At 63.8% G+C, this 19,805-nt stretch carries 20 protein-coding genes; 9 read left to right on the top strand and 11 right to left on the bottom strand.

The features are described from left to right. Nucleotides 1-11 precede the first annotated feature (11 nt). Entirely contained in the window at nucleotides 12-2,123 is a 2,112-nt protein-coding gene (locus AC1RDJ_RS21450) for a site-specific recombinase (protein ID WP_071326606.1), read from the bottom strand. A 318-nt stretch (nucleotides 2,124-2,441) separates the two neighbouring features. Between AC1RDJ_RS21450 and AC1RDJ_RS21445 the strand changes: the two genes are divergently transcribed. After that, complete coding sequence (locus AC1RDJ_RS21445; RefSeq protein WP_493028617.1) at nucleotides 2,442-3,551, top strand: porin; 1,110 nt, start codon at nucleotides 2,442-2,444, stop codon at nucleotides 3,549-3,551. A 57-nt stretch (nucleotides 3,552-3,608) separates the two neighbouring features. Here AC1RDJ_RS21445 and AC1RDJ_RS21440 read toward each other — a convergent pair whose 3' ends face one another. The 3 genes from AC1RDJ_RS21440 to AC1RDJ_RS21430 all read right to left on the bottom strand — a co-directional run bounded on the left by AC1RDJ_RS21440 (nucleotide 3,609) and on the right by AC1RDJ_RS21430 (nucleotide 6,151). Continuing rightward, nucleotides 3,609-4,178 carry a DUF3617 domain-containing protein gene (locus tag AC1RDJ_RS21440; protein WP_493028616.1) on the bottom strand — a complete coding sequence of 190 codons (570 nt, stop codon included), beginning with the start codon at nucleotides 4,176-4,178 and terminating at the stop codon, nucleotides 3,609-3,611. Between the two features lie 66 nt (nucleotides 4,179-4,244). Beyond that, nucleotides 4,245-5,792 (bottom strand): TerC family protein, encoded by a 1,548-nt coding sequence (locus tag AC1RDJ_RS21435; RefSeq protein ID WP_071324628.1) that lies wholly within the window; start codon nucleotides 5,790-5,792, stop codon nucleotides 4,245-4,247. Nucleotides 5,793-5,875: 83 nt separating this feature from the next. Continuing rightward, nucleotides 5,876-6,151, bottom strand: coding sequence for a hypothetical protein (locus AC1RDJ_RS21430; protein WP_493028615.1), 276 nt, complete (start codon nucleotides 6,149-6,151; stop codon nucleotides 5,876-5,878). 292 nt (nucleotides 6,152-6,443) lie between these two features. On the opposite strand from AC1RDJ_RS21430, the gene AC1RDJ_RS21425 reads away from it, so the two are divergent. After that, nucleotides 6,444-9,287 (top strand): M16 family metallopeptidase, encoded by a 2,844-nt coding sequence (locus AC1RDJ_RS21425; protein ID WP_493028614.1) that lies wholly within the window; start codon nucleotides 6,444-6,446, stop codon nucleotides 9,285-9,287. Nucleotides 9,288-9,495: 208 nt separating this feature from the next. Here AC1RDJ_RS21425 and AC1RDJ_RS21420 read toward each other — a convergent pair whose 3' ends face one another. From AC1RDJ_RS21420 to AC1RDJ_RS21405, 4 genes are all read right to left on the bottom strand, one after another. Then, the gene (locus AC1RDJ_RS21420) at nucleotides 9,496-10,179 is read right to left on the bottom strand and encodes a YiaD family glycine zipper/OmpA-like lipoprotein (RefSeq protein ID WP_071324625.1); all 684 of its coding nucleotides are present in this window, start codon (nucleotides 10,177-10,179) and stop codon (nucleotides 9,496-9,498) included. 192 nt (nucleotides 10,180-10,371) lie between these two features. Further along, on the bottom strand, nucleotides 10,372-10,518 hold the full coding sequence (locus tag AC1RDJ_RS21415) for a lmo0937 family membrane protein (protein WP_010396376.1): 147 nt from the start codon (nucleotides 10,516-10,518) through the stop codon (nucleotides 10,372-10,374). A 187-nt stretch (nucleotides 10,519-10,705) separates the two neighbouring features. Next, complete coding sequence (locus AC1RDJ_RS21410; RefSeq protein ID WP_071324624.1) at nucleotides 10,706-10,978, bottom strand: hypothetical protein; 273 nt, start codon at nucleotides 10,976-10,978, stop codon at nucleotides 10,706-10,708. 187 nt (nucleotides 10,979-11,165) lie between these two features. Then, nucleotides 11,166-11,834 (bottom strand): outer membrane lipoprotein, encoded by a 669-nt coding sequence (locus AC1RDJ_RS21405; RefSeq protein WP_493028613.1) that lies wholly within the window; start codon nucleotides 11,832-11,834, stop codon nucleotides 11,166-11,168. A 236-nt stretch (nucleotides 11,835-12,070) separates the two neighbouring features. Between AC1RDJ_RS21405 and AC1RDJ_RS21400 the strand changes: the two genes are divergently transcribed. After that, complete coding sequence (locus tag AC1RDJ_RS21400) at nucleotides 12,071-12,814, top strand: Crp/Fnr family transcriptional regulator (RefSeq protein ID WP_071326605.1); 744 nt, start codon at nucleotides 12,071-12,073, stop codon at nucleotides 12,812-12,814. A gap of 100 nt (nucleotides 12,815-12,914) precedes the next feature. Here the strand turns inward: AC1RDJ_RS21400 and AC1RDJ_RS21395 are convergent, their stop codons facing one another. Then, complete coding sequence (locus tag AC1RDJ_RS21395) at nucleotides 12,915-13,133, bottom strand: YMGG-like glycine zipper-containing protein (protein ID WP_071324622.1); 219 nt, start codon at nucleotides 13,131-13,133, stop codon at nucleotides 12,915-12,917. 178 nt (nucleotides 13,134-13,311) lie between these two features. Continuing rightward, nucleotides 13,312-15,366 carry an AsmA family protein gene (locus tag AC1RDJ_RS21390; protein WP_493028612.1) on the bottom strand — a complete coding sequence of 685 codons (2,055 nt, stop codon included), beginning with the start codon at nucleotides 15,364-15,366 and terminating at the stop codon, nucleotides 13,312-13,314. 253 nt (nucleotides 15,367-15,619) lie between these two features. Here AC1RDJ_RS21390 and AC1RDJ_RS21385 point away from each other — a divergent pair, with 253 nt between their 5' ends. The 6 genes from AC1RDJ_RS21385 (at nucleotide 15,620) to AC1RDJ_RS21360 (ending at nucleotide 18,742) form a co-directional block, all read left to right on the top strand. Beyond that, nucleotides 15,620-16,024 carry a DUF4398 domain-containing protein gene (locus tag AC1RDJ_RS21385; protein WP_071324620.1) on the top strand — a complete coding sequence of 135 codons (405 nt, stop codon included), beginning with the start codon at nucleotides 15,620-15,622 and terminating at the stop codon, nucleotides 16,022-16,024. A gap of 15 nt (nucleotides 16,025-16,039) precedes the next feature. Then, nucleotides 16,040-16,939, top strand: a complete 900-nt coding sequence (locus AC1RDJ_RS21380) for an OmpA family protein (RefSeq protein WP_071324619.1) — start codon at nucleotides 16,040-16,042, stop codon at nucleotides 16,937-16,939. A gap of 86 nt (nucleotides 16,940-17,025) precedes the next feature. Further along, nucleotides 17,026-17,562, top strand: a complete 537-nt coding sequence (locus AC1RDJ_RS21375) for a ferritin-like domain-containing protein (protein WP_493028611.1) — start codon at nucleotides 17,026-17,028, stop codon at nucleotides 17,560-17,562. Nucleotides 17,563-17,620: 58 nt separating this feature from the next. Then, the gene (locus AC1RDJ_RS21370; RefSeq protein ID WP_071324617.1) at nucleotides 17,621-17,923 is read left to right on the top strand and encodes an ElaB/YgaM/YqjD family protein; all 303 of its coding nucleotides are present in this window, start codon (nucleotides 17,621-17,623) and stop codon (nucleotides 17,921-17,923) included. Between the two features lie 18 nt (nucleotides 17,924-17,941). Then, nucleotides 17,942-18,328 carry a phage holin family protein gene (locus AC1RDJ_RS21365; protein ID WP_289889215.1) on the top strand — a complete coding sequence of 129 codons (387 nt, stop codon included), beginning with the start codon at nucleotides 17,942-17,944 and terminating at the stop codon, nucleotides 18,326-18,328. A 75-nt stretch (nucleotides 18,329-18,403) separates the two neighbouring features. Then, nucleotides 18,404-18,742 carry a hypothetical protein gene (locus AC1RDJ_RS21360; RefSeq protein ID WP_071324615.1) on the top strand — a complete coding sequence of 113 codons (339 nt, stop codon included), beginning with the start codon at nucleotides 18,404-18,406 and terminating at the stop codon, nucleotides 18,740-18,742. A 51-nt stretch (nucleotides 18,743-18,793) separates the two neighbouring features. Here AC1RDJ_RS21360 and AC1RDJ_RS21355 read toward each other — a convergent pair whose 3' ends face one another. Then, a complete protein-coding gene (locus AC1RDJ_RS21355) occupies nucleotides 18,794-19,762 on the bottom strand; it encodes an IS1595 family transposase (protein WP_493028610.1) in 969 nt (322 codons plus the stop codon). Nucleotides 19,763-19,805 lie beyond the last annotated feature (43 nt).

Genomic DNA, 19,805 nt, shown 5'->3' with positions numbered 1-19,805 from the left:
GCGCCTTGCGGTCATTTTTGAGCCTTGGTCGTGGGTGACAGGTTTGCCGAGTCATCGGCCAATGCCAGGGGTGGCGGGTTTTTCGAGCCGAAGAAGAAGACGATGGGCGCTTTCAGGAAGCGCTTGCCGAGGATCTTCAACAATTGCATGCCGTGCTTGAAACGTACCTGGCGCGAACGCAGGGCTACCCACAGGGCCAGGCCGAAGCTGACCAGCAGGTTGGCCGTGCCGATGGCGAAGATGCCCGACAGCGACTTGACGGCCAGTTGCCAGCTCATGTTGTGGTCGAGTCCCACCAGCGCCGTGGCGAAGTTGGCCGCCGAGAAGGTGATGTGGCGGATATCGATCGGCAGGCCGATGAGGAAACCCAGGGTGCCGATGGAGCCGAGCAGGATACCGAAATAGAAGTTACCCATCAGGCCGCCCAGGTTGTTTTCCAGGTACAGGCCCAGGCGCTGCAGCCGTTCCTGGCCGATGACGCGGCCCAGGCCGCGCAATTGCGCGATGCGCTGCGCCCAGCGCGTGTACAGCGCCTGGTTGTCGTAGTAGCCCGAAATCAGGCCGGCGACGAACAGGCACACGCCGGCGATCATGGCGTAGAAGATGGCGGGGCTGCCGATGGGGTCGATATCGTGCAGCAGGTGCATGGCCTTTTCCGGCGTCACCAGGTTGTGCCCGGTAATTGCCTTGTAGCCAAGCGCGATCAGCCACGCCGTGGGAATGGCCGTCGCCAGGTTGCCCAGCACGGCCATGTTTTGCGTGCGGAAGACCTTGTTGATCAGTTCCGCCATGCTGTCGAGGTCGATATTGCGCCCATCCTTGCTGTGCAGGCCGGCCGCGATGCGCGAGGCCGTCATGGCCGGTTGCTTGGTGGCCACCGTGAAGTGCAGCAAATGGATGAACATGAAGCCGATCGAGTAATTCATGCTGAACATGAACGCTTCGACCAGCGGCGCCGAGCGCAGGTAGGACATCAGTATCTTGAACAGGGCCATGAAGCCGATGATGATGCCGGCGCCCGCCGAGGAGAGGAACATGGCGCCCATCTCGCGGCGGTTTTCCGCGATGTAGTGCTCGCCCGTGCGGCTGGCGTTTTCCGTCACATTGCGCGCGAGTAAGTTGATATTGTCGGAAAACAGGTCGCTGACCTTGTACTTGTTGTTGTGCGCCTGGATCAGTTCCAGCGCCAGGCCGACGGCGCCCGCGCGGCGGCGGCTGACCGGCTGCGGGTGCAGCAAGTCTTGCGTGGCGTCCACCGTGATGGCGTCGATGTCCACGCTGCTTGACGCCGGCAGCTCGCCGCTCGTGTCGACGAGGAACAGCAGCTTGCGCAGGCGCTCGATGCTTTGCGCCAGCGCCACCAGCAAATACGTGAGGGGAATGCTGGTGCCCTGGTACAGGGCTTTCTTGCGGATCTTGGCGATGACGGCGTCGCACTGGTCGAGCATCACCAGCAGGTGGCGCGCGTCCTCGATGTGTTCGATCTCGCCGTGCAGCAGATTCGTGTAGGCATCGAGGTAGGCGTTCACTTCCGTGTTCTGCACCATGAAGGGCGAATGGAAGACTTCGATTTCGCTGTGGAAGCGCGTCAGCTCCGGCTCCAGGCCCATGGCGCAGACGCGGTAGGACAGGGTGCGGATGGCATCGAGCATGCCGGGCAGCATGATATTGCCGTCGCCGACGGCCAGTTCGATGTCGTCGCTGGTGAGCACGTCGAACAGTTCCAGCCAGTCCGTGGCCGGCACGTTGCTGATCCACAGGTAATCGGTATTCAGGTACAGCACCTGGTCGAGCGCGTCGTTCAGGTATTCGTCGCCGAGGGCGGGCGGCAGCATGCGGTAGGCGATGCGGCGTTTCAATTCTGTGAAGAAACCGCTGTTCGACAGCACGCCGATGTCCGTGTACAGGCTGGCGTGGCGGCGCGCGGCCAGCACGCGCAGCACGTATTCATGCAGGGCGCGGGCCTGGGCGGGGTTGCCTTTGAGTAGCTGGCGCAGGGTGCGCACGTTGGCGATCGCGGTAGCGCTGTCGTGGGGGCGCTTGGGACGCAGTGAGTTAAACAATTCCACCAGCAAGTCGATATTGCTGGAGTTGGGATCAATGCGTTCGAGGATAGCTAGCATGCAGAAAAAACGGGCGAGCCGCTGTCGGTAAAACCAATAGTGTACTGCCTGCGTCAAATCGCGCAACGTTCGCCACCGAACATTGCTTTAAAGCAGGGCCCGCTTCCGTCCTTATTTTGCGACAAAAACGGGAATCATGGTCACTCTTGCGTGTTGTCAGTGCGCGACGGCTTTCCCGGCGCTAAGCTGGGGTTTCTGTTGTACAACGCACAGATTGCTTGCCAAAAAGCGTGGATAAGGTAACACTAGGACGTGACACACAGCGCATGTCCTGATCAATACCGGGAAGTTTCATTTCACGTTACCGAGATATTTATCATGAAGACCTCGTATTTTGCGCTTGCTGTGATAGGGCTGGCACCGTGGCCGTTCTGCGGACAGGCCCAGGCTGCCGACGGCGCCGGCAGTGCGGCATCCAGTAATGTTGTCGTGTACGGCGTACTCGACGCGGGCATCGTGGCCGAGCGCGGCTGCCAGGTCAATTGCGCCAGCACCAAGGTATCGGGCGGCGTCGCTTCCGGCTCGCGCCTGGGCGTGCAGGGCCGCGAAGCGCTGGGCAACGATGTGGCCGCCGTCTACACGCTGGAAACGGGCATTGAAAACGATACGGGGCAGTCCGAAGAGGGCCGCTTGTTCGGCCGCCAGGCCTATGTGGGCCTCGATGGCCGCCTCGGCGCGCTGACCCTGGGACGCCAGTACAACCTGCAATACCAGGCCCTGACCGACGTGGCCGACCCGTTCAAGGGCGGCATGGCCGGCAGCGCCAGCAATCTGGCCGGCTACGGCGTGAAACGCTACGACAATACCGTCAAGTACGTGACGCCCGCCTTGCGCGGCATGTCGGCCAGCGCCATCTACAGCTTTGGCGAGTCGCCGTACAGCAGCGCGAACAACCGCGCGTATGGCGCCACGCTCGGCTATTCGCACGGCGCCGTGAATCTCAGCGTGTCGCACCAGCGCAAGAAAAACTTCATCCTGGCGGCCGGCACCTCGCCCGCCATCGACATGTCGGCCCGCAATACGCTGATCGCGGCGAATATCGACCTGAAAGTGGCGACGGCCTTTGCCGCCATCGGCATCAACAAGGGCTATGGCAGTTCGCCGTGGGATCCCAGCAATGACTACAGCTCGCTGGCCCTGTCGATGTCGTCCTCGGACAGCCGCGACACCTTGCTCGGCGTGTCCGTGCCCGTGGGCGGCTTCAAGCTGCTGGCGTCCTGGGTGCACAAGGACGACCGCGACCTGGCCAACCGCGACGCCAGCCAGGTGGCCGTCGGCCTCACGTATTCCTTATCCAAACGCAGCGATTTCTACGCGTCCTACGCGAAGATCCACAACAAGAACGGCGCCCGCTACACGGTGGGCAACGCCAGCGACAGCGGACGCGGCGACGCAGCCTTTAATCTGGGCTTCCGTCACGGCTTCTGAGCGGCCGCGCCCGCCAGGCGGCCGCTGCAGGATGACAGCGCGCCTTCACCTGGGCTTTCATCCCGGTTTCTGAGCGGCGCTGGCCGATGGGGCCGGGCAGCTGGCGCCCAGCCACTTGCCGTTGCTCGTCACATTCACCTGTTCCGGCGCGCCGCGCGCGCTGGTGGTCACGGCAAGCTGCATGCTGAAGGCCTGGTCGCCGCTGAACAGTACCTTGCCTTCGCCGCTCGATTTCGGGTTCGCGCACGTGAACGCCACCTGCATGCCGCCCGCGATGTCGGTATTTTTCGACTTGCAGTCGCCGGGCTGGCCCGTGGGAATCTGCTTGCGCGCCGCCATCTCTGGCGTCACGCACGCCGTGACGCGCACGGCGCCATCGGCGGCGACGGTGGGCATGGCCATGCCGCGGCTGGCGGCCATGCTTTCGAGCTGTTTGCGCTGATCGGGAGGGAGGTTGCCCAGTTGCTGCAGCACCAACGACATGGCGTTGTCGGTGGCGGCGTCAGGGGACGCCATCTTGCTGTCGACTTGCCACAGCCCCGGCTTGATGGTGGGGGTCTGTGCGCTGGCCTGGGCACCGATGGCGGCGCAGGCGAGCAGGGTCAGGCGTAGCAGGGATAGTTTCATTGCGGGGTCTCCGTATAGGCAGACCCCAGCATACGGCATGGCAAGCGCGGCACGCTTGCCATTGTGTTACAAACTGTGATCGGGCTCGATGCGGCGCACGTCCACGCAGGCGATGCGGCGCTCGTCCGCCTCGACGATTTCATAGCGCAAGCCGTCCAGTTCCAGCACTTCGCCAACGGCCGGCATGTTCTCGAAATGCGCCAGCAGGAAGCCGGCCAGCGAGTTGTACTCGCCGTCTTCGCTGACCAGCGATTCCGTCTCGAATACCTGCTCCAGGTAATGCAGGTCAGTCGCGCCGTCGATGCGCCAGTGGCCGGGGCCCAGCACTTCCACGTCGGGCTGCTCGTCCTCGTCGGGGAATTCGCCGGCGATGGCTTCGAGGATGTCGATCGGCGTGAGCACGCCTTGCACGGTGCCGAACTCGTCGACCACCAGCACCAGCTGGCCGCGCGAGCGTTTCAGGGTGTCCATGGCCTTCAGCACGCCGGCCGCTTCCGGCACGACGATGGCTTCGCGCATATTCGCCGGATCGATCTTGCCGCGCGAGACGAGGTCCTCGATGAGGTCCTTGCTGCGCGCGATGCCGACCACATTGTCGAGGTCGTCATTGCAGACGGGAATCATGCTGTGCGGCGTGTCGCGCAGCAGGCGCAGCATCTTGTCGCTGCTGTCGTTCAGGTTGACCCACGACACGTCGCCGCGCGGCGTCATCACGGAGCGGATCGAGCGTTCGGCCAGGGTCAGCACGCCGCTGACCATGTTGCGCTCTTCCACGCCGAAGGCCGAGACGTCCGGCAGTTCCTTGACTTCGTGCTCTTCGACGGCTTCGCGGCCCTTGCGCCCGCCCAGCAGGCTCAGCACGGCTTGCGCCGTACGGTCGCGCAGCGGCGCGTTCGATTGCAGCTTGAGGAAGTTGCGGCGCGCCAGCTGATTGAAGAACTCGATGACAATCGAGAAACCGATAGCGGCGTACAGATAGCCTTTCGGAATGTGGAAGCCCAGGCCTTCGGCCACCAGCGACAGGCCGATCATCAGCAAGAAGCTCAGGCACAGCACGACGACGGTCGGGTGGGCGTTGACGAAGCGCGTCAGCACCTTCGAGGCCAGCATCATGACGACGATGGAAATGACGACGGCGGCCATCATCACGTACAGGTTTTCCACCATGCCGACGGCCGTGATGACGGCGTCGAGCGAGAAGACGGCGTCGAGCACGACGATCTGCGCCACCACCAGGCCGAAACCGGCATACACCTTGGGACCCGTCTGTGCGTGCGTGACGCCCTCGAGCCGTTCATGCAGCTCGGTGGTGGCCTTGAACAGCAGGAACAGGCCGCCCACGAGCAGGATCAGGTCGCGCCCCGAGAACGAGAATTGCCAGACAAAAAACAGCGGCGTGGTCAGCGTGACCAGCCAGGAAATCAGCGAGAGCAGGCCCAGGCGCATGACGAGGGCCAGGGTCAGGCCCAGCACGCGCGCCTTGTCGCGCTGGTGCGGTGGCAGCTTCTCGGCCAGGATGGCGATGAAAATCAGGTTGTCGATACCCAGTACGATTTCCAGTACGACCAGCGTCAGCAGGCCGACCCAGATTGTCGGGTCAAATAACCATTCCATGTGTGTAACCTTGTAAAGTCGATCAGTGTAAAGCGTGCCCGATGGCTAATTGCCCCGGGCGCGTGGGTGCAGCATGCATGTATTCAGTGGCGGACGCGCGGCGGCTGTGTGGCCAGCCGCACGTCCGCTTCGGCAAGTGCGCCCGGTCCCGCTTGCCAAATGATGGCGTAAAACGGCACGGCCTGGCGCGAGCTCGGGTACAGCGTGATGGGGTCGTTGTCGCATTCTTCGGTATCGCAGCTGTCGGCGGGCAGTCCCGCATGGATGCTGGCGTCCGGACAATCGATGCCGAAGGCGGGCGTGGCGGTAGCGCCGGCCGCGATTGCATGCTGGAATGGGGAAGGGCTGGCGTAAGCCATGCTGGCAAACGCCTGGGGTAAAGCGATGAAAACAAAAAGGCAGAGCAGGACGAGAGCTCGTCTCATATACAGGCAGATAGTTCTGGAACGGTCGAGTATAACACGCCCGTATGGCAGCTTGATGACAGGGGCTTGCGCAAGTGACAAGCATGTCGTAAATTATGAGAGCAATTATTTCACGTGGCGGCGAAGACGCAGCGCGGGCCCCGTGAGCATTCTTGCGTTCGTATTGCATCGCGCTGGCACTTCCAGCTTGCGCGCGTCTATAACGTAGTGTTACCAGGACTCCGCCTTGAAACCCATTCCCGCCCTCCTGCTTGCCGCCGGCATCCTGTCGCCTTCGCTGGCCTTTGCCGCCACCCCGGTGCAAGCCGCGCCGACCCAGAAAACCGCCCAGCCTGCCTCCGCCCGCGCCGCCGTCAAAGTCACGTCCGTCGAAGGCATCACCGAATACCGGCTGGCTAATGGCTTGCGCGTGCTGCTGTTTCCCGATGCCAGCAAACCCACGCTGACGACGAATATCGTCTATTTGGTCGGTTCGCGCCATGAAAACTATGGCGAAACGGGCATGGCCCATTTGCTCGAGCACTTGCTGTTCAAGCCCAGCGCCAACTTCGGCGTGAAGAAGGGCAGCAAGACCCCGGTCGAGATCCTGAACTCGACGGGCGCCCAGTTCAACGGCACCACCTGGTATGACCGCACCAATTACTACGCCACCTTCCCCGCCAACGACGACAACCTGCGCCAGATGCTGGCCATGGAAGCGGATCGCATGGTCAACGCGGCCATCGACCAGAACGACCTGTGGAATCCGAAGACGCAGAAGGGCGAGATGACGGTGGTGCGCAACGAGTTCGAGATGGGCGAGAGCGACCCGATCGGCGTCACCAGCGAACGCATCCAGGCCATCGCCTACGATTGGCACAACTATGGCAAGTCGACCATCGGCGCCCGTTCCGATATCGAGCAGGTCAACATTCCCCGCCTGCGCGCGTTCTATCATAAATATTACCAGCCAGATAACGCCGTGCTGATGGTGGCGGGCCGCTTCGATGAAGCAAAAGTCTTGAAGCAGATCAATGAACTGTTCGGCAAGATCCCGAAACCGACGCGCGTGATCGAACCGACCTACACGGCCGAACCCGTGCAGGATGGCGAGCGCGCCGTGACGGTGCGCCGCAGCGGCGGCACGCAATTCGTCGGCGCCGGCTACCACGTGGCGCCGTCCGGCAATCCGGACGCCGTCGCCATCGAAGTGCTGGGCCACGTGCTGACGGACGCGCCGGCCGGCCGCCTGCACAAGGCGCTGGTGGAAACCAAGCTGGCCAGCAAGATCGAATACAACTCCGTGAGCAACCTGGAGCCGGGCTACAACCTGTTTGGCGCGCTCGTCCCCGTCGATGGCAACCTCGATGCGGCGCAAGACGCCATGCTGAAAGTGCTGGAAGACTTGAAGTCGCAGCCCGTCACGGAAGCGGAAGTGGCGCGCGTCAAGCAGCAGCTGAACAAGCAGATCGAACTGGCCACCTCGAACACGGCGAGCCTGACGATCGCCCTGACGGAATCGCTGGCGGCCGGCGACTGGCGCCTGTTCTTCCTGCAGCGCGATCAGCTCGACAAGCTGACGGCGGCGCAGGTGCAGGCGGCGGCCGAGAAATACCTGAAGACGTCGAACCGCACGCTGGGACGCTTCATCCCCACCGACGCGCCGGACCGCACGGTGGTGCCGGCCTATGCCGACGTGGCGCCGCAGCTGGCCGGCTACACGGGCCGCGCCGTCGTGGCGCAGGGCGAGGCGTTCGACCCCAGCCCCGATAATATCGAGGCGCGCACGACGCGCTTCACCTTGCCGAACGGCTTGAAGGGCGCCTTGCTGCCGAAGAAAACCAAGGGCAGCACGGTCAGCGTCGTGTTGAAACTGCAGATCGGCAGCGAGGACAGCCTGCGCGGCAAGGCAGCCGTCGGCAGCTACACGGCCAACCTGCTGTCGCGCGGCACGGACAAGCTGTCGCGCCAGGAAGTGAAGGACAAGTTCGACCAGCTGGGCATGCAGGTGGCGATTGCGGGCGGCGCCGAGGGCGTGACGGCAATGCTCACGGGCAAGCGCGAGAACTTGCCGGCCGCCATGGACCTGCTGGCGCAAGTGCTGCAACAGCCGGCCCTGAGCGAAACGGAATTCCTCGAGTTGCAGCGCGAGCGCGTCGGCCGCGCCGAGCAGGAATTGCCCGAGCCGCAACCGCTGGCCGTGAACGCCTTCCGCCGCCTGCTCGACGCCACGCCGGAAGGCCATGTGCGCCACGTGGCCACCTTGCCGGCCGAACTGGCGCAATGGAAGGCCATCAAGGTTGCCGATGTGAAGGCTTTCCACGCGGCTTATTATGGCGCCGCCAACGCCACGTTTGCCGCCGTGGGCGATTTCGATGCGGCCGCGCTGAAGGCGCAAGTGGCCAGCCTGTACGGCAACTGGAAGGCGCAGCAGCCGTATGTGCGCATTCCCGACGCCGTCAAAGCCGTCAGCGGCGAGAAAGTGACGCTGGAAACCCCGGACAAGGCCAACAGCGTGCTGTTCGCCATCCAGCCGATCCCCCTCAAGGATGACGCCGCCAGCTATCCGGCCTTGCTGATAGCCAACCACATGCTCGGCGGCGGCGCCTTGCGCAGCCGCCTGGCCGACCGCATCCGCCAGAAGGAAGGCCTGTCGTACGGCGTCGGTTCGCAAGTGGCCGTGCCGTCGCGCGAGCCGGCCGGCTACTGGATGGCCTACGCCATCAGCGCGCCGCAAAACACGGGCAAGGTGGAAGCGGCCCTGCGCGAGGAAATCGCCAAGGTGCTGGCCGACGGCTTCACGCAAGAGGAACTGGCCGAAGCGAAGAAGGGCTGGCTGCAATCGGAAGAAGTGGGCCGCACGCAGGACGCCGGCCTGGCGCGCGAACTGGCCGGCTACCTGGCGCAGGACCGCACCATGGCCTACGACAAGGACCTGGAAGCCAAGGTGGCCGCCCTGACCCTGGCGCAAGTGAACCAGGGCTTGCGCGAGCACCTGAAACCCGCCGCCGTCTCGATCGTGACGGCCGGCGACTTCGCCAAGGTGGCGAAAGAGGGCGAGAGCGGCGCCAAGGCGACGACGTCGAAGTAAACCTTAGCCGTACATAGAAAAGCCCGCTGGCAAGTCACCTTGCCAGCGGGCTTTTCTTATTCTGCGATGTTGATTTTGGCCTGAACGTTACACCGCCTGACAAAACCTCGCGAGCGTCTGCGAATTGTGGCCGAGAAGCGCAACCGTACGGAGGTACGGTGAGCATCGCAGGCCGCAAGTCGCTACGCGCAGCAGGTTTGGACAGGTGTTACCCCCGTGGAGCCATTTCGGCGACGTAGATCTCGACGCGGCGATTGCGCGCCCGGCCCGACGCATCGGCGTTCGAGGCGATCGGCTCGCGCGCGCCGCGGCCTTCGGTGACGATGCGGGTCGGTGAGACGCCGCGCATGGACAGGTAGTCGCGCGTGTGGGCGGCGCGTTCCACCGACAGCGGTTCGTTGATCGAATCGCTGCCCGTGCTGTCCGTGTGGCCGATGATGCTGACCGTGGTGTTCGGGTTTTCATTCAGGGTCGCGGCAAAGCGGTCGAGAATCGGGCGGAAGTTGCCCTTGATGTCGGCGCGGTTGGTGTCGAACGAGATATCGCTGGGGATTTCCATTTTCAGGCGGTTATCGGCCGTCTGCGTCACTTGCACGCCCGTGCCTTGCGTGGCTTGCTCCATCGCGCGCTTCTGGTTTTCCATGCGGTTCGACCAGATATTGCCGACCACGGCACCGGCTGCGGCACCGAGCAGGGCGCCGCCGGCCGTACGTCCGCCGCCACCACCGCCCGTGGTGCCGCCGATCAGCGCGCCCAGGCCGGCGCCAACGCCGGCGCCGGTGGCCGTGCCACGTTGTGTGGAGGACATATCAGCACAGCCCGTGGCGGCCAGCGCGAGGACCAGCATGCCGATCAGGGATTTGGCGCCAGGGCCGTTTTTGTATGCTTTCATGGATTTTCTCCTTGTTTTGTTATTGGGACATACCCAGGAACTATCTGCAAACTACCTGCACACGTTACTGCAAAATGGGCCGGTTTGCCAGCGCGCGGAAAATCGCGCGCAAGGCAGGCACAAGCGGCACGCAAAAGGGCGGCGCCCGTTTGCACGCGCGCCGCCACCGTCAGCCTGCATCAGCCGGCATGTCTATAGTCCGCGTCCGCTGATCAGGCGCAACAGGACCATGATCACGGCGACGACCAGCAGGATGTGGATGAAGCCGCCGATGGTATAGGAAGTAACCAGGCCCAGCAGCCAGAGAATGATGAGTACTACTGCGATTGTATAGAGCATGATGCGTCCTCCGAGAGTAGTGTGTGGATGGCGGCGCCGGCCTGATTCCGGCTTGCAAGCCGGTAGCTGCGGGCGCTGCCATCATATGTTTGCCATTCACGTTGCCATGTTGATCGCGCAACGTTGATGCCATGACTTATTGTCTAGTTTATTTCTGAAATGATCTGTACGCTGCCGTACACAACACCTATTTAGTCCGGTGCCCGGCCGGCGCGCGGCGCGCGGCCCGTTCCGGCTCGCTGGCCATGCCCGGTATCCAGGCCAGCATGCCGGCCATGCCGACGGCGCCGGCCAGGCAGCTGAGCAGGCCGCCGGTAAGCAGCAGCATGACGCCGAACACGGGCGCGCTGGCGGACGCGGGCGCCAGGTCCAGCGCGCAGAAGCCGAGCGCGGTGGCCAGCATGCCGCCACCGATAAAGCCCAGCCAGATCCTGTTGCCGCCTGTCTTGTCGCTATCCATAGCTTCTCCTGTGGTGATGGGACATCCGTTGAACTTTCCTGAATGCATCATCTCGCGCCACGGGTAGCTCATCTGTACGCCAACGAACATTATCAAAAAGAAAACGCCCGGACGGGCCGGGCGTGTGTTGAATTGGCAACATTCAGTTGCGTGGCGGCGCTGCGCGCATGTTGTCGCCGTGGCGGGCTTAGCCGATGGCGCGCAAGCCGCCGTTGACGACGCGCACGCGGTCGCCCTGGCGCCAGTTCGGCGCGGCGCTCTGGTGCACGGTGCGCGTCTTGCCGTTGTCGAGGCGTACGACGATGTTGTAGCTGCGCGTGGCGCGCACGCTGCCTTCGATCTGGTTGCCGGCGACGGCACCGCCCACGGCGCCCAGCACGGTGGCCAGCTGCCTGCCGTGACCGCCGCCAACCTGATTGCCCAGCAAGCCGCCGACGACGGCGCCGCCGGCCGCGCCCACGCCGCTGCCTTCGGCGCGCGTATTGACTTCATGGATGGCTTCGATCACGCCGCAATTGCCGCACACCTGCGGCGCCGGCGCTGCCGCCACATATTGTGGCTGTGGCTGTGGCTGTGGCTGCGGCTGGCGCACGGGCTGCTGCATTTGCGGCTGTGGCTGCTGTTGCTGCGGCGGCAGGGCGGCCAGCGGCTGCATGCCCGCTGCCGGCTGGTTCGGCTGGTTCGCCTGCAGGCTGGCCAGCTGTTCCGCCGAGGCATTGCCGCTCAGGGGCTGGGCATCGCCCTGCGACGAGGGCAGCCAGCCCATCAGGGCGGCCGTGCCGACGCCGCAGAACAGCAGGACCGCGACGGCGGCGGCAAGCACCAGCGGATGGAGGGATTTGGTGGTGGTAGTCATGGAGTGCTCCTTGGTTTTTAATAATGGGTGCTGCATATAAATAAGTGATGCAAATCAGTGATGCAGGCCGTCCGCATGCGCTGCCGCAGGCCAGTCAGGCCAGTGTGCGGTGCTGTCTCCTTCGCTTCCGTGCGTCACCGTACATACAGGACCGGTGGCGCACCGTAGGCTAGGTAAAAATTATGTCGAGTTGTAACGACACCCAGGAAAAGGCAATGCCACCCATGACCGCCAGCATGAACCTGTCCCGCGACACAGGCCGTTCCGGCTTGAGCACGCCCGCCGCAAGCAACCGCTTGCTGGCCAGCCTGCCCGAGTCCGACCTTCGGCACCTGACGGCGCTGTTCGACACCGTCACGGTCGACGTGGGCGACGTGCTGTACGAGCCGGGCCAGCCCATCGGCTACATTTATTTTCCCGGCGATTGCCTGATCTCGCTGCTGGCCGTGGCGGAAGGCCGCATGACCCTGGAAGTGGGTTCCGTCGGCCGCGAAGGCGTGCTGGGCGCATCCGTCGCGCTGGGGCATGACCTGGCGCAAGTGCGTGCCGTGGTGCAACGTTCCGGCACGGCCAGCCGCATCGCGCGCAGCGACTTTTGCGCCGAATTCGCCCAGCTCGACTCCCTGCAGCGCCTGCTGTACCGCTACACCGACACCTTGCTGGCGCAAGCCATCCAGATCGCCGTGTGCAGCCGTTTCCACGTGCTCGAGGCGCGCCTGGCGCGTTCGCTGCTGATCACGCGCGACCGCCTGCAGTCCGAAAAGTTCCACCTGACGCATGAATTCCTCGCCCATACCCTGGGCGTGCGGCGCGTCGGCGTGACCAAGGCGGCCAGCGCGCTGCAACAGCAAAAACTGATCACCTACAGCCGCGGCAATATCGAGATCCTCGATTCGGCCGGCCTGGAAGCCGTGTCTTGCCGCTGCTACGAGCTGGTCAAGGATACGGGCGCCATCGGCATGGCCAACGTCTTCGTTTAATCGCTGCCTTCGGCAAGCCATTCGAAACTTTCCCGACAGGACCTGGACGCAAAAAAGCGGGGCGGGCGCCTGCGCACCCACCCCGCTTTTTGCCTGCCGATTACTTCGGCTTGACCTGATTGCCGATCACGCCACCGACGGCGGCGCCGCCGACGGCGCCGACGGCGCTGCCACCCGTCAGCACGGAACCGGCGACGGCGCCGACACCGGCGCCGATGGCCGTGTTTTTATCCTGGCCTGACATGTTGGCGCAGGCGGTAAGGCTCAGCAGCAGAGCAGCGACGGAAGTGGTAGCGGCGAGTTTTTTGATGGTTTGCATGATAAATCTCCTGTGAATTCGGACCTCGTGGCGCCGGCAAGGTAGGGGCCGGAAGGTAGTTCGTGACGCCACGTCTTGGGTGTTTCAGGCACGATCACAGGATAGGATTGCGACAAGATAGGGTCTGTTCGGCAACGCACATAGGTGTGTAACAATTGTAAATGCACCCAGGCGCAGCTTATTGGCGGCCTTTGCGCACGCTCTTGCCCGGCTTCGGCGCCACCGGCTTGACGCGCGCCTGCGCCAGCAGCGCCGCGCATTCGCTGTCCTCGCCGGGGCCGGCATTGACGAGCGGCAGCAGGGCCGCCACGGGCGCCACCACGGCCAAGGCCAGCGCGCCGCCCGCGCGCAGGGCCAGCACGCCCTTGTCGACGCTCACGTCCGGCTTGCTGAAGGTGCCGTGCACATACAGGGGCGAGCGCAGCGAAAAGATGCGCAGCCCCTTGCTGTCCGGCTGCAAGGTCAGGTCCAGCCGTTCATCGGCCAGGTTCACCGTGCCGTCGACATGCAGGATGGCGTCATCGGTGTCGACGATGAACTGGCGCGTGCGCATCAGCCCCTTGTTGACGACGAAATCGGCGGCCATGCAATTGAGCTTGACCTGCTTGTCGCCGGCCAGCTTGGTGAGCACGATGCTGCCGATATTCAAGCCCATTTCCTCGAGCAACAGCTTGCTGATGCTGCCCCGGTTGATCAGCGCGCGCACTTCGCCATTCGACGTGCCCAGCAAGGTGGCGACGGAATTGCCCGTGGCCGACAGCGAGGCGTCGCCATTGATCTCGCCCACGCTGGCCTGCAGCGCCGGCAGGCGGGGGAACAGCTGCTTGATGTGCAGATGGCGGGCGCTGGCCTTGAGCTCGGCGGCGATGCCATTGGCGATGACCTTGCCGCTGCCGTCAAGCTTGATCTGCGACGTCAGGGTGCCGCCCGCCACATTGAAGTTGAGCGGCGTCAGCGACAGCACGCCGTCCGTCAGCACCACATGCGTGTCGAGCTTGCTGATCGGCAATTCGGCGTCGCGCGTGATCTTGTCGGCCGTGTAGCGCACGTCCGCGTCCAGGCTGGTCCAGCGCTCCGTCTTGAAGGTTTCCACCGGCAGCACGCGGCCGGCCGGCTGCGTCGAGGGCACGCCGCGCTCCTTCTTGCTGGCGCTGGAATCGGCGCCCACGAGCGGTCCCAGGTCGGAAAACTGCAGCAGGCGCGAGTGGACGTCGCCCGTCAGGCGCTTGCGCGGCTTGCTGGCGGAAAAGGCCAGCTTGCCGCTGATGTCGCTCGAGCCGACCTTGCCGCTGAACTGCTCGTACACCCATTCGCCGCCGCCGGGCGCCAGGGTGCCCGTCAGATGGCCTTCCGTGCTGAAGCGCGGCGTCTCCGGCAGCAGCACGCCCGTCAATGGATACAAACGCGCCATGCTGGGGCCGGACAGCTTCAGGCGTACGTCGAGCGCGGCCAGGCTGGCCGGGCGCGTCAGCGTGCCTTCGATGGCCACGCTGCTGCCGCCCGCGCGCATGTCGGCCTGGATGGGGAAGGGCGTGCCTTGCTGTTGCAGCGACAGCACGCCGCCCGCCTTGCCGCCGCCCTGGACGGTTTCGCCACGGTAGGTGCCCGACAGCTTCCAGGCGATGCCATAGCGTTTATCGTCCGCGAGCGTATCGACATCGGCGCGCATCGCCGTGTGCGTGAGGCCATCCGTCAGGACCACGGTGCCCTTGCTGAAGACCACGCTTTGCAAGTCGAGCTTCCATGGCGACGGCTGGTCCTGCGGGTCGAAGGTCCAGTTGTTCTTGCCGTCCTTGCTGCGCAGCAAGCGCACCTGCGGCGTGTCGAAGCGTAATTCGGGAATGACGATTTTCTTGTCGAGCAGGGCCAGGGGATTGAGCGAGAACGCCAGCTGGCCGACGCTGGCCAGCGGCTCCCCGCCGTCCGCGTCCGCCAGGGTGCTCGGGTTACCCAGGCGCACATCCTGTGCCTGCAGATGGGGCCATGGCAGGGAATCGCGCCACGTGCGTTCTGCCACGTTGCGGGCCGGCTGCCGCCATGTCAGCGACAGGTCGCCCGCGATGGCGAACGGCCTACCCAGCGCTTCGCTGGCGCGCGCATTGAGCCACGGCTTGGCGCGGTTCCAATCCATGTTCAGGAGAGTGACGGCGGCAGCGACGGGCAGGGCGACTAGTACGGCGGCGCTGGCGAGGGCGATTTTCTGGCGGCGGGAGAGCGAGATAGTGCGTGGCATCGGGCGATTCTTTCTGGACAAGTATTTGCGATGCTACAGGAATCGCTCCAAAGCCGGGTTCGTTTCATGTATTGCTAGCGGGCACGTGCGCTGGCGCACGTTGCCGCGGAGAGTATTGTCGATTTCCTACCCTATGTGCGGCACCGAACGGATATGCGCAGAGGCCGGGCCTATAACGTCATACATCAAACGCAGTTCCTGATTTCAGATGCACATGGTACCCACCGCTTATACATTCTCCAGGAGAAGAAAAATGACAAACCGAGATTCCTTGAAAACCCCCTTGGCCGCACTGGCCGCCTGCGCCGCCGCCCTCGTCTTCATGACGGGCTGCTCCAGCCTGAAAACGCCGGCCACGGCCGATGTGGCCGTTTCGCGCGCCGCCGTCGACAATGCCGCCAGCGCCGGCGCCGCCGACCTGGCACCCGATGAAATGCGTTCGGCCCGCGAAAAGATGCGCATGGCCAACCAGGCCTTGAAGGACCGCGACTACAAGACGGCGCGCGACCTGGCTGACCAGGCGCAGGCGGATGCCAAGCTGGCGCAAAGCAAGGCCAATTCGGCCAAGGCCACCACGGCCGCCGATGAAATCAACGAGAACATCCGCGTCATGCGCGAAGAGCTCGACCGTGCCAACCAGCAAGCCCCGAAACAATAAGAACAGGATTCCATCATGAAAAAAGCTACCTACACCACCATCCCCGGCCTGCTGGCCATGGCCGCCCTCGTTGCCGCCTGCAGCTCCGCGCCGACCACCACCAGCCTGCTCGACCAGACGCGCGGCGACTACATGGCGGCGCAGTCGAATCCGATGGTGTCGACCTATGCGCCACGCGAATTCCGCGAAGCGAGCGCCGCGCTCGATGCGGCCAACGCGGCCGCCACGCGCCAGGACGATAGCGAGAAAGTCGACAAGCTGGCCTACCTGGCCAAGCAAAAAATTGCGACCGCACAAGAGGTAGCCAAACAAAAGGCGGCCGAGGCGGACATCGCCAATGCAGGCAAGCAGCGCGACCAGCTGCGCCTCGATGCGCGCACGCAGCAGGCTGACCAGGCGACGGCACGGGCCCAGGCGGCGCAAGCGGATGCGGAAGCGGCCAAGGCCCAGGCGCAGACGGCGGAAGCGTCGGCCCGCGATGCGCAGGCGCGCGCCGCCGCGCTGGAAGTGCAGCTGGCCGACCTGGCCGCCAAGAAAACCGAACGCGGCATGGTGATAACGCTGGGCGACGTGCTGTTTGGTACGGACAAGGCGAACTTGACGGCCGATGGCGCGAACACGGCGCGCAAGCTGGCCGACGTGCTGAAAAACAATCCCCAGCGTACCGTGCTGATCGAAGGTTTCACGGATAGTACGGGCGGCTCCGCGCACAACCTGGAACTGTCGCAACGCCGCGCCGAATCCGTGCGCAATGCGCTGCTGGAGCAGGGCATCAGCCGCGACCGCATCGCCACCAAGGGCTATGGCGCCGCGTATCCGGCAGCCGGCAATGACAGCGCGGCCAACCGCCAGTTGAATCGCCGGGTGGAAATCGTCTTGTCGGAAGATAACACGGCGATTCCCGCCCGCCGTTGAGCTGCGCCGCCTGGCGCGGCATAGAAAGGCAGCACCGGCCGCTTCCTGGCCGGTGGATACCCACGTAAGACTTGAAAGGAAGCATCATGACCCAAACATCTGTTGATATTCCGTCGGGCATCGACACGGCGGCCATCCGCGCCGCCGCCAAAAACCTCGATGACGGCGCCGTGACGGCCGGCTACCAGGGCAACCGGCAGGAATTGATTACCCTGTTGAATGGGGCGCTGGCCACGGAACTCGTGTGTATTGCGCGCTATAAACGCCATTACTACACCGTGAGCGGACGCGACAATGGCACCATCAAGGCCGAGTTCCTCGAGCATGCGCAGCAGGAACAGGAGCATGCGGACTGGCTGGCCGAGCGCATCGTGCAATTGAATGGCAAGCCAGATTTTAATCCGGCAACATTGCTCGCGCGTAGCCATGCCGAGTATGATGACTCCGAGGACGTGCAAAGCATGGTGCGTGCCAACCTGATCGCGGAACGAGTGGCGATCGAGTCATACCGCCAGATGATCGTGAAAATTGGCGACAGCGACCCGACGACACGCCATTTGTTGATCAAGATCATGGCTGTCGAGGAAGAGCACGCCGATGATATGCGCGATCTAATGGAATAGTGTTTTTGAGTAAAGTAGGTATAGTAACCACATTCATCCACAGCTAAGGAGCTAAACCATGTTGGAAAACAATATCACCACCGTTAATAACGATGTCAAAACCTTGGTCAAGGATGCACAAGCCCTGTTCAGCGCCGCTGCCGCGCTGACGGGCGAAAAAGCCGATGAAGTCCGCGTCAAGGGCATGAAGACCCTGGATGCCGCGCTGGCCAAGGCGCATGAAGCGCAAGCATCGGCTATCGTTGCCACCAAGCAGATCGCTGCCCAGGCGGATGGTTATGTCAAGGAAAACCCATGGCGCACGGTGGCCGTTGCCGCTGGCGTCGGCGTGCTGGTCGGCTTCATCCTGGGCCGCAAGTAATCCACTGTCAGGAGCGATATGGACAAGTCTGCTACGTCTCACCAGGGGCCGGGATTGATCGGCTCGGTTGCCGGCCTGGCCAAAAACGCCGTCGGACTGATGTTGTCGCGGCTGGAACTGGCCACCATCGAACTGTCGGAAGTGCGCAATCACGTGTTACAGCTGATTGTCATTTTCGCGCTGGCGACGGTGGCAGGCTTGTTTGCCATCGCTTACGGCAGCGTGCTGGTCGTTTTCCTCGCCTGGGATAGCCTGGGCTGGAAGATCCTGGCGATCATGACGGTCGTGTTCGTGCTGCTGGCCATCGGTCTGGTCATGTATGCGCGCGCCATGCTGCGTCAAGGAAAGTTGTCCATGCCGGCCACCATGGCGGAATTGAAGGCTGACCGTGACATGCTGATGTAGGCGGCTGGCGGGCAGCGCGCGGATGCGTCCCGGCGCCGCGCCCGCCCGCTCCGCACTGCCTTACGAGGAGAATTCATGTCGGATAACGACAAACTGGCGGCGCAAGCCGCCCGCAAGCGCCTGCTCATTGCCCAGGGCGAGATGTATCGCGTGGGCATCGTGCATGCGCGCGCCAATGTGGGCTACGCGCTGCGCCCCGATTCGCTGCTGCAGGGCGTGGTCGAGACGGCTGTCGGCTTTGCCGGCCACCGCGTCGAATCCCTGCTGGCGCCGGGCGGCATGCGCCTGCAAGGTGCGATGCCGTATGTGCTGACGGCGCTGTCCTTCATCGGCCGCAAGAAGCTGGTCAAGCCGGCCCTGATACTGGTGGCCGTGGCCGCCATAGCCACGGGCTGGCTGCGCCGCAAGCGCTGATCGCCAGCCTCCGTTGCGCAGGAACGCCGTCATCGACGGCGTTTTTTTTGGCTATGTCACTGTCAAGTGTGGGAATGCACCCAACGTTGCTTTCAATAACGTTTCGGGTGAACGGATGCGCCTGGCGTCGAGTATCCAGCGCCATCCCAGATAATTCGGCAGGTAGCGCGTCGCCACGCCGTGAAATGGCCGTAGCCATTGCCGCAAGCGGCTGTGATAGGCGTTGACGTTCTGCACGTGGGCGGCGCCTTGCACGCGGATGCCGGCGCGCAAGTTGACAGTCTGGTGGCTGATGCCCGCTTCGCTGGCAAAAGCCCGGTAGGCCGCATGCTCATCGGTGACCAGCAGGATATCCTTGTCGATCACGGGCGATAGGCAGCGGTGCAGCTGTGCCTTCGTCAACGCCCCTTTGCCCGTGACGAAATCCAGGGTTTGCCCGGTGCGGTCGCGCGCCACCAGGATGCAGACTTGTTCATTGGATATGCCGCGTTTGTGCGCACGGCCACCCCGGTGGCGGGCCGGACGCGTCATCTGTCGCGCCCCTTTTTCCGACTCCAGCACGTAGAGCTCGTCAGCTTCGGCGATGCCATGCAAGCCATGCGGCCGGTCCGTCTTCGCTATGCTGAGAAAGCGGTGGCGCCAGCGAAACGTCGTGTTGCGGTGCAATCCCAGCTGTAGAGCGGCCTGGCGCACCGAGGCGGAGTCGAGCAGGCAATCGGCATACTCGAGCCATAGCGCCTTGTGGCGCAAGCGGGCAAGCGGCGTGCTCGTCAAGGCATTGAAGGTGCGGCCGCAGGGCACGCAGCGGTAGCGCTGCAGGCCGTGCGCATGGCCATGTCGGTGCAGGTGAGCCGAGCGGCAGGCGGGACAGGCCAAGCGCGCCTGCGCGACCTTTTCAAGCAGCGCCACGGTCGCGTCGTGGGATGTATTGCCCTGCAACAAGGCGATTCCAGCCTGCCGCTGGCGTCTGCTCAGATGAGCAAACTGCGCGATAAAGCTGATCCATTCGGCTGGCTGCATGATCTGCTCCCTGCATGGTGAGTCTGCAGAGTCAGACAGCGCA

The sequence above is a fragment of the Janthinobacterium sp. GW822-FHT07H10 genome, assembly GCF_058798675.1.
This window is presented reverse-complemented; position numbering and strand designations above follow the sequence as displayed.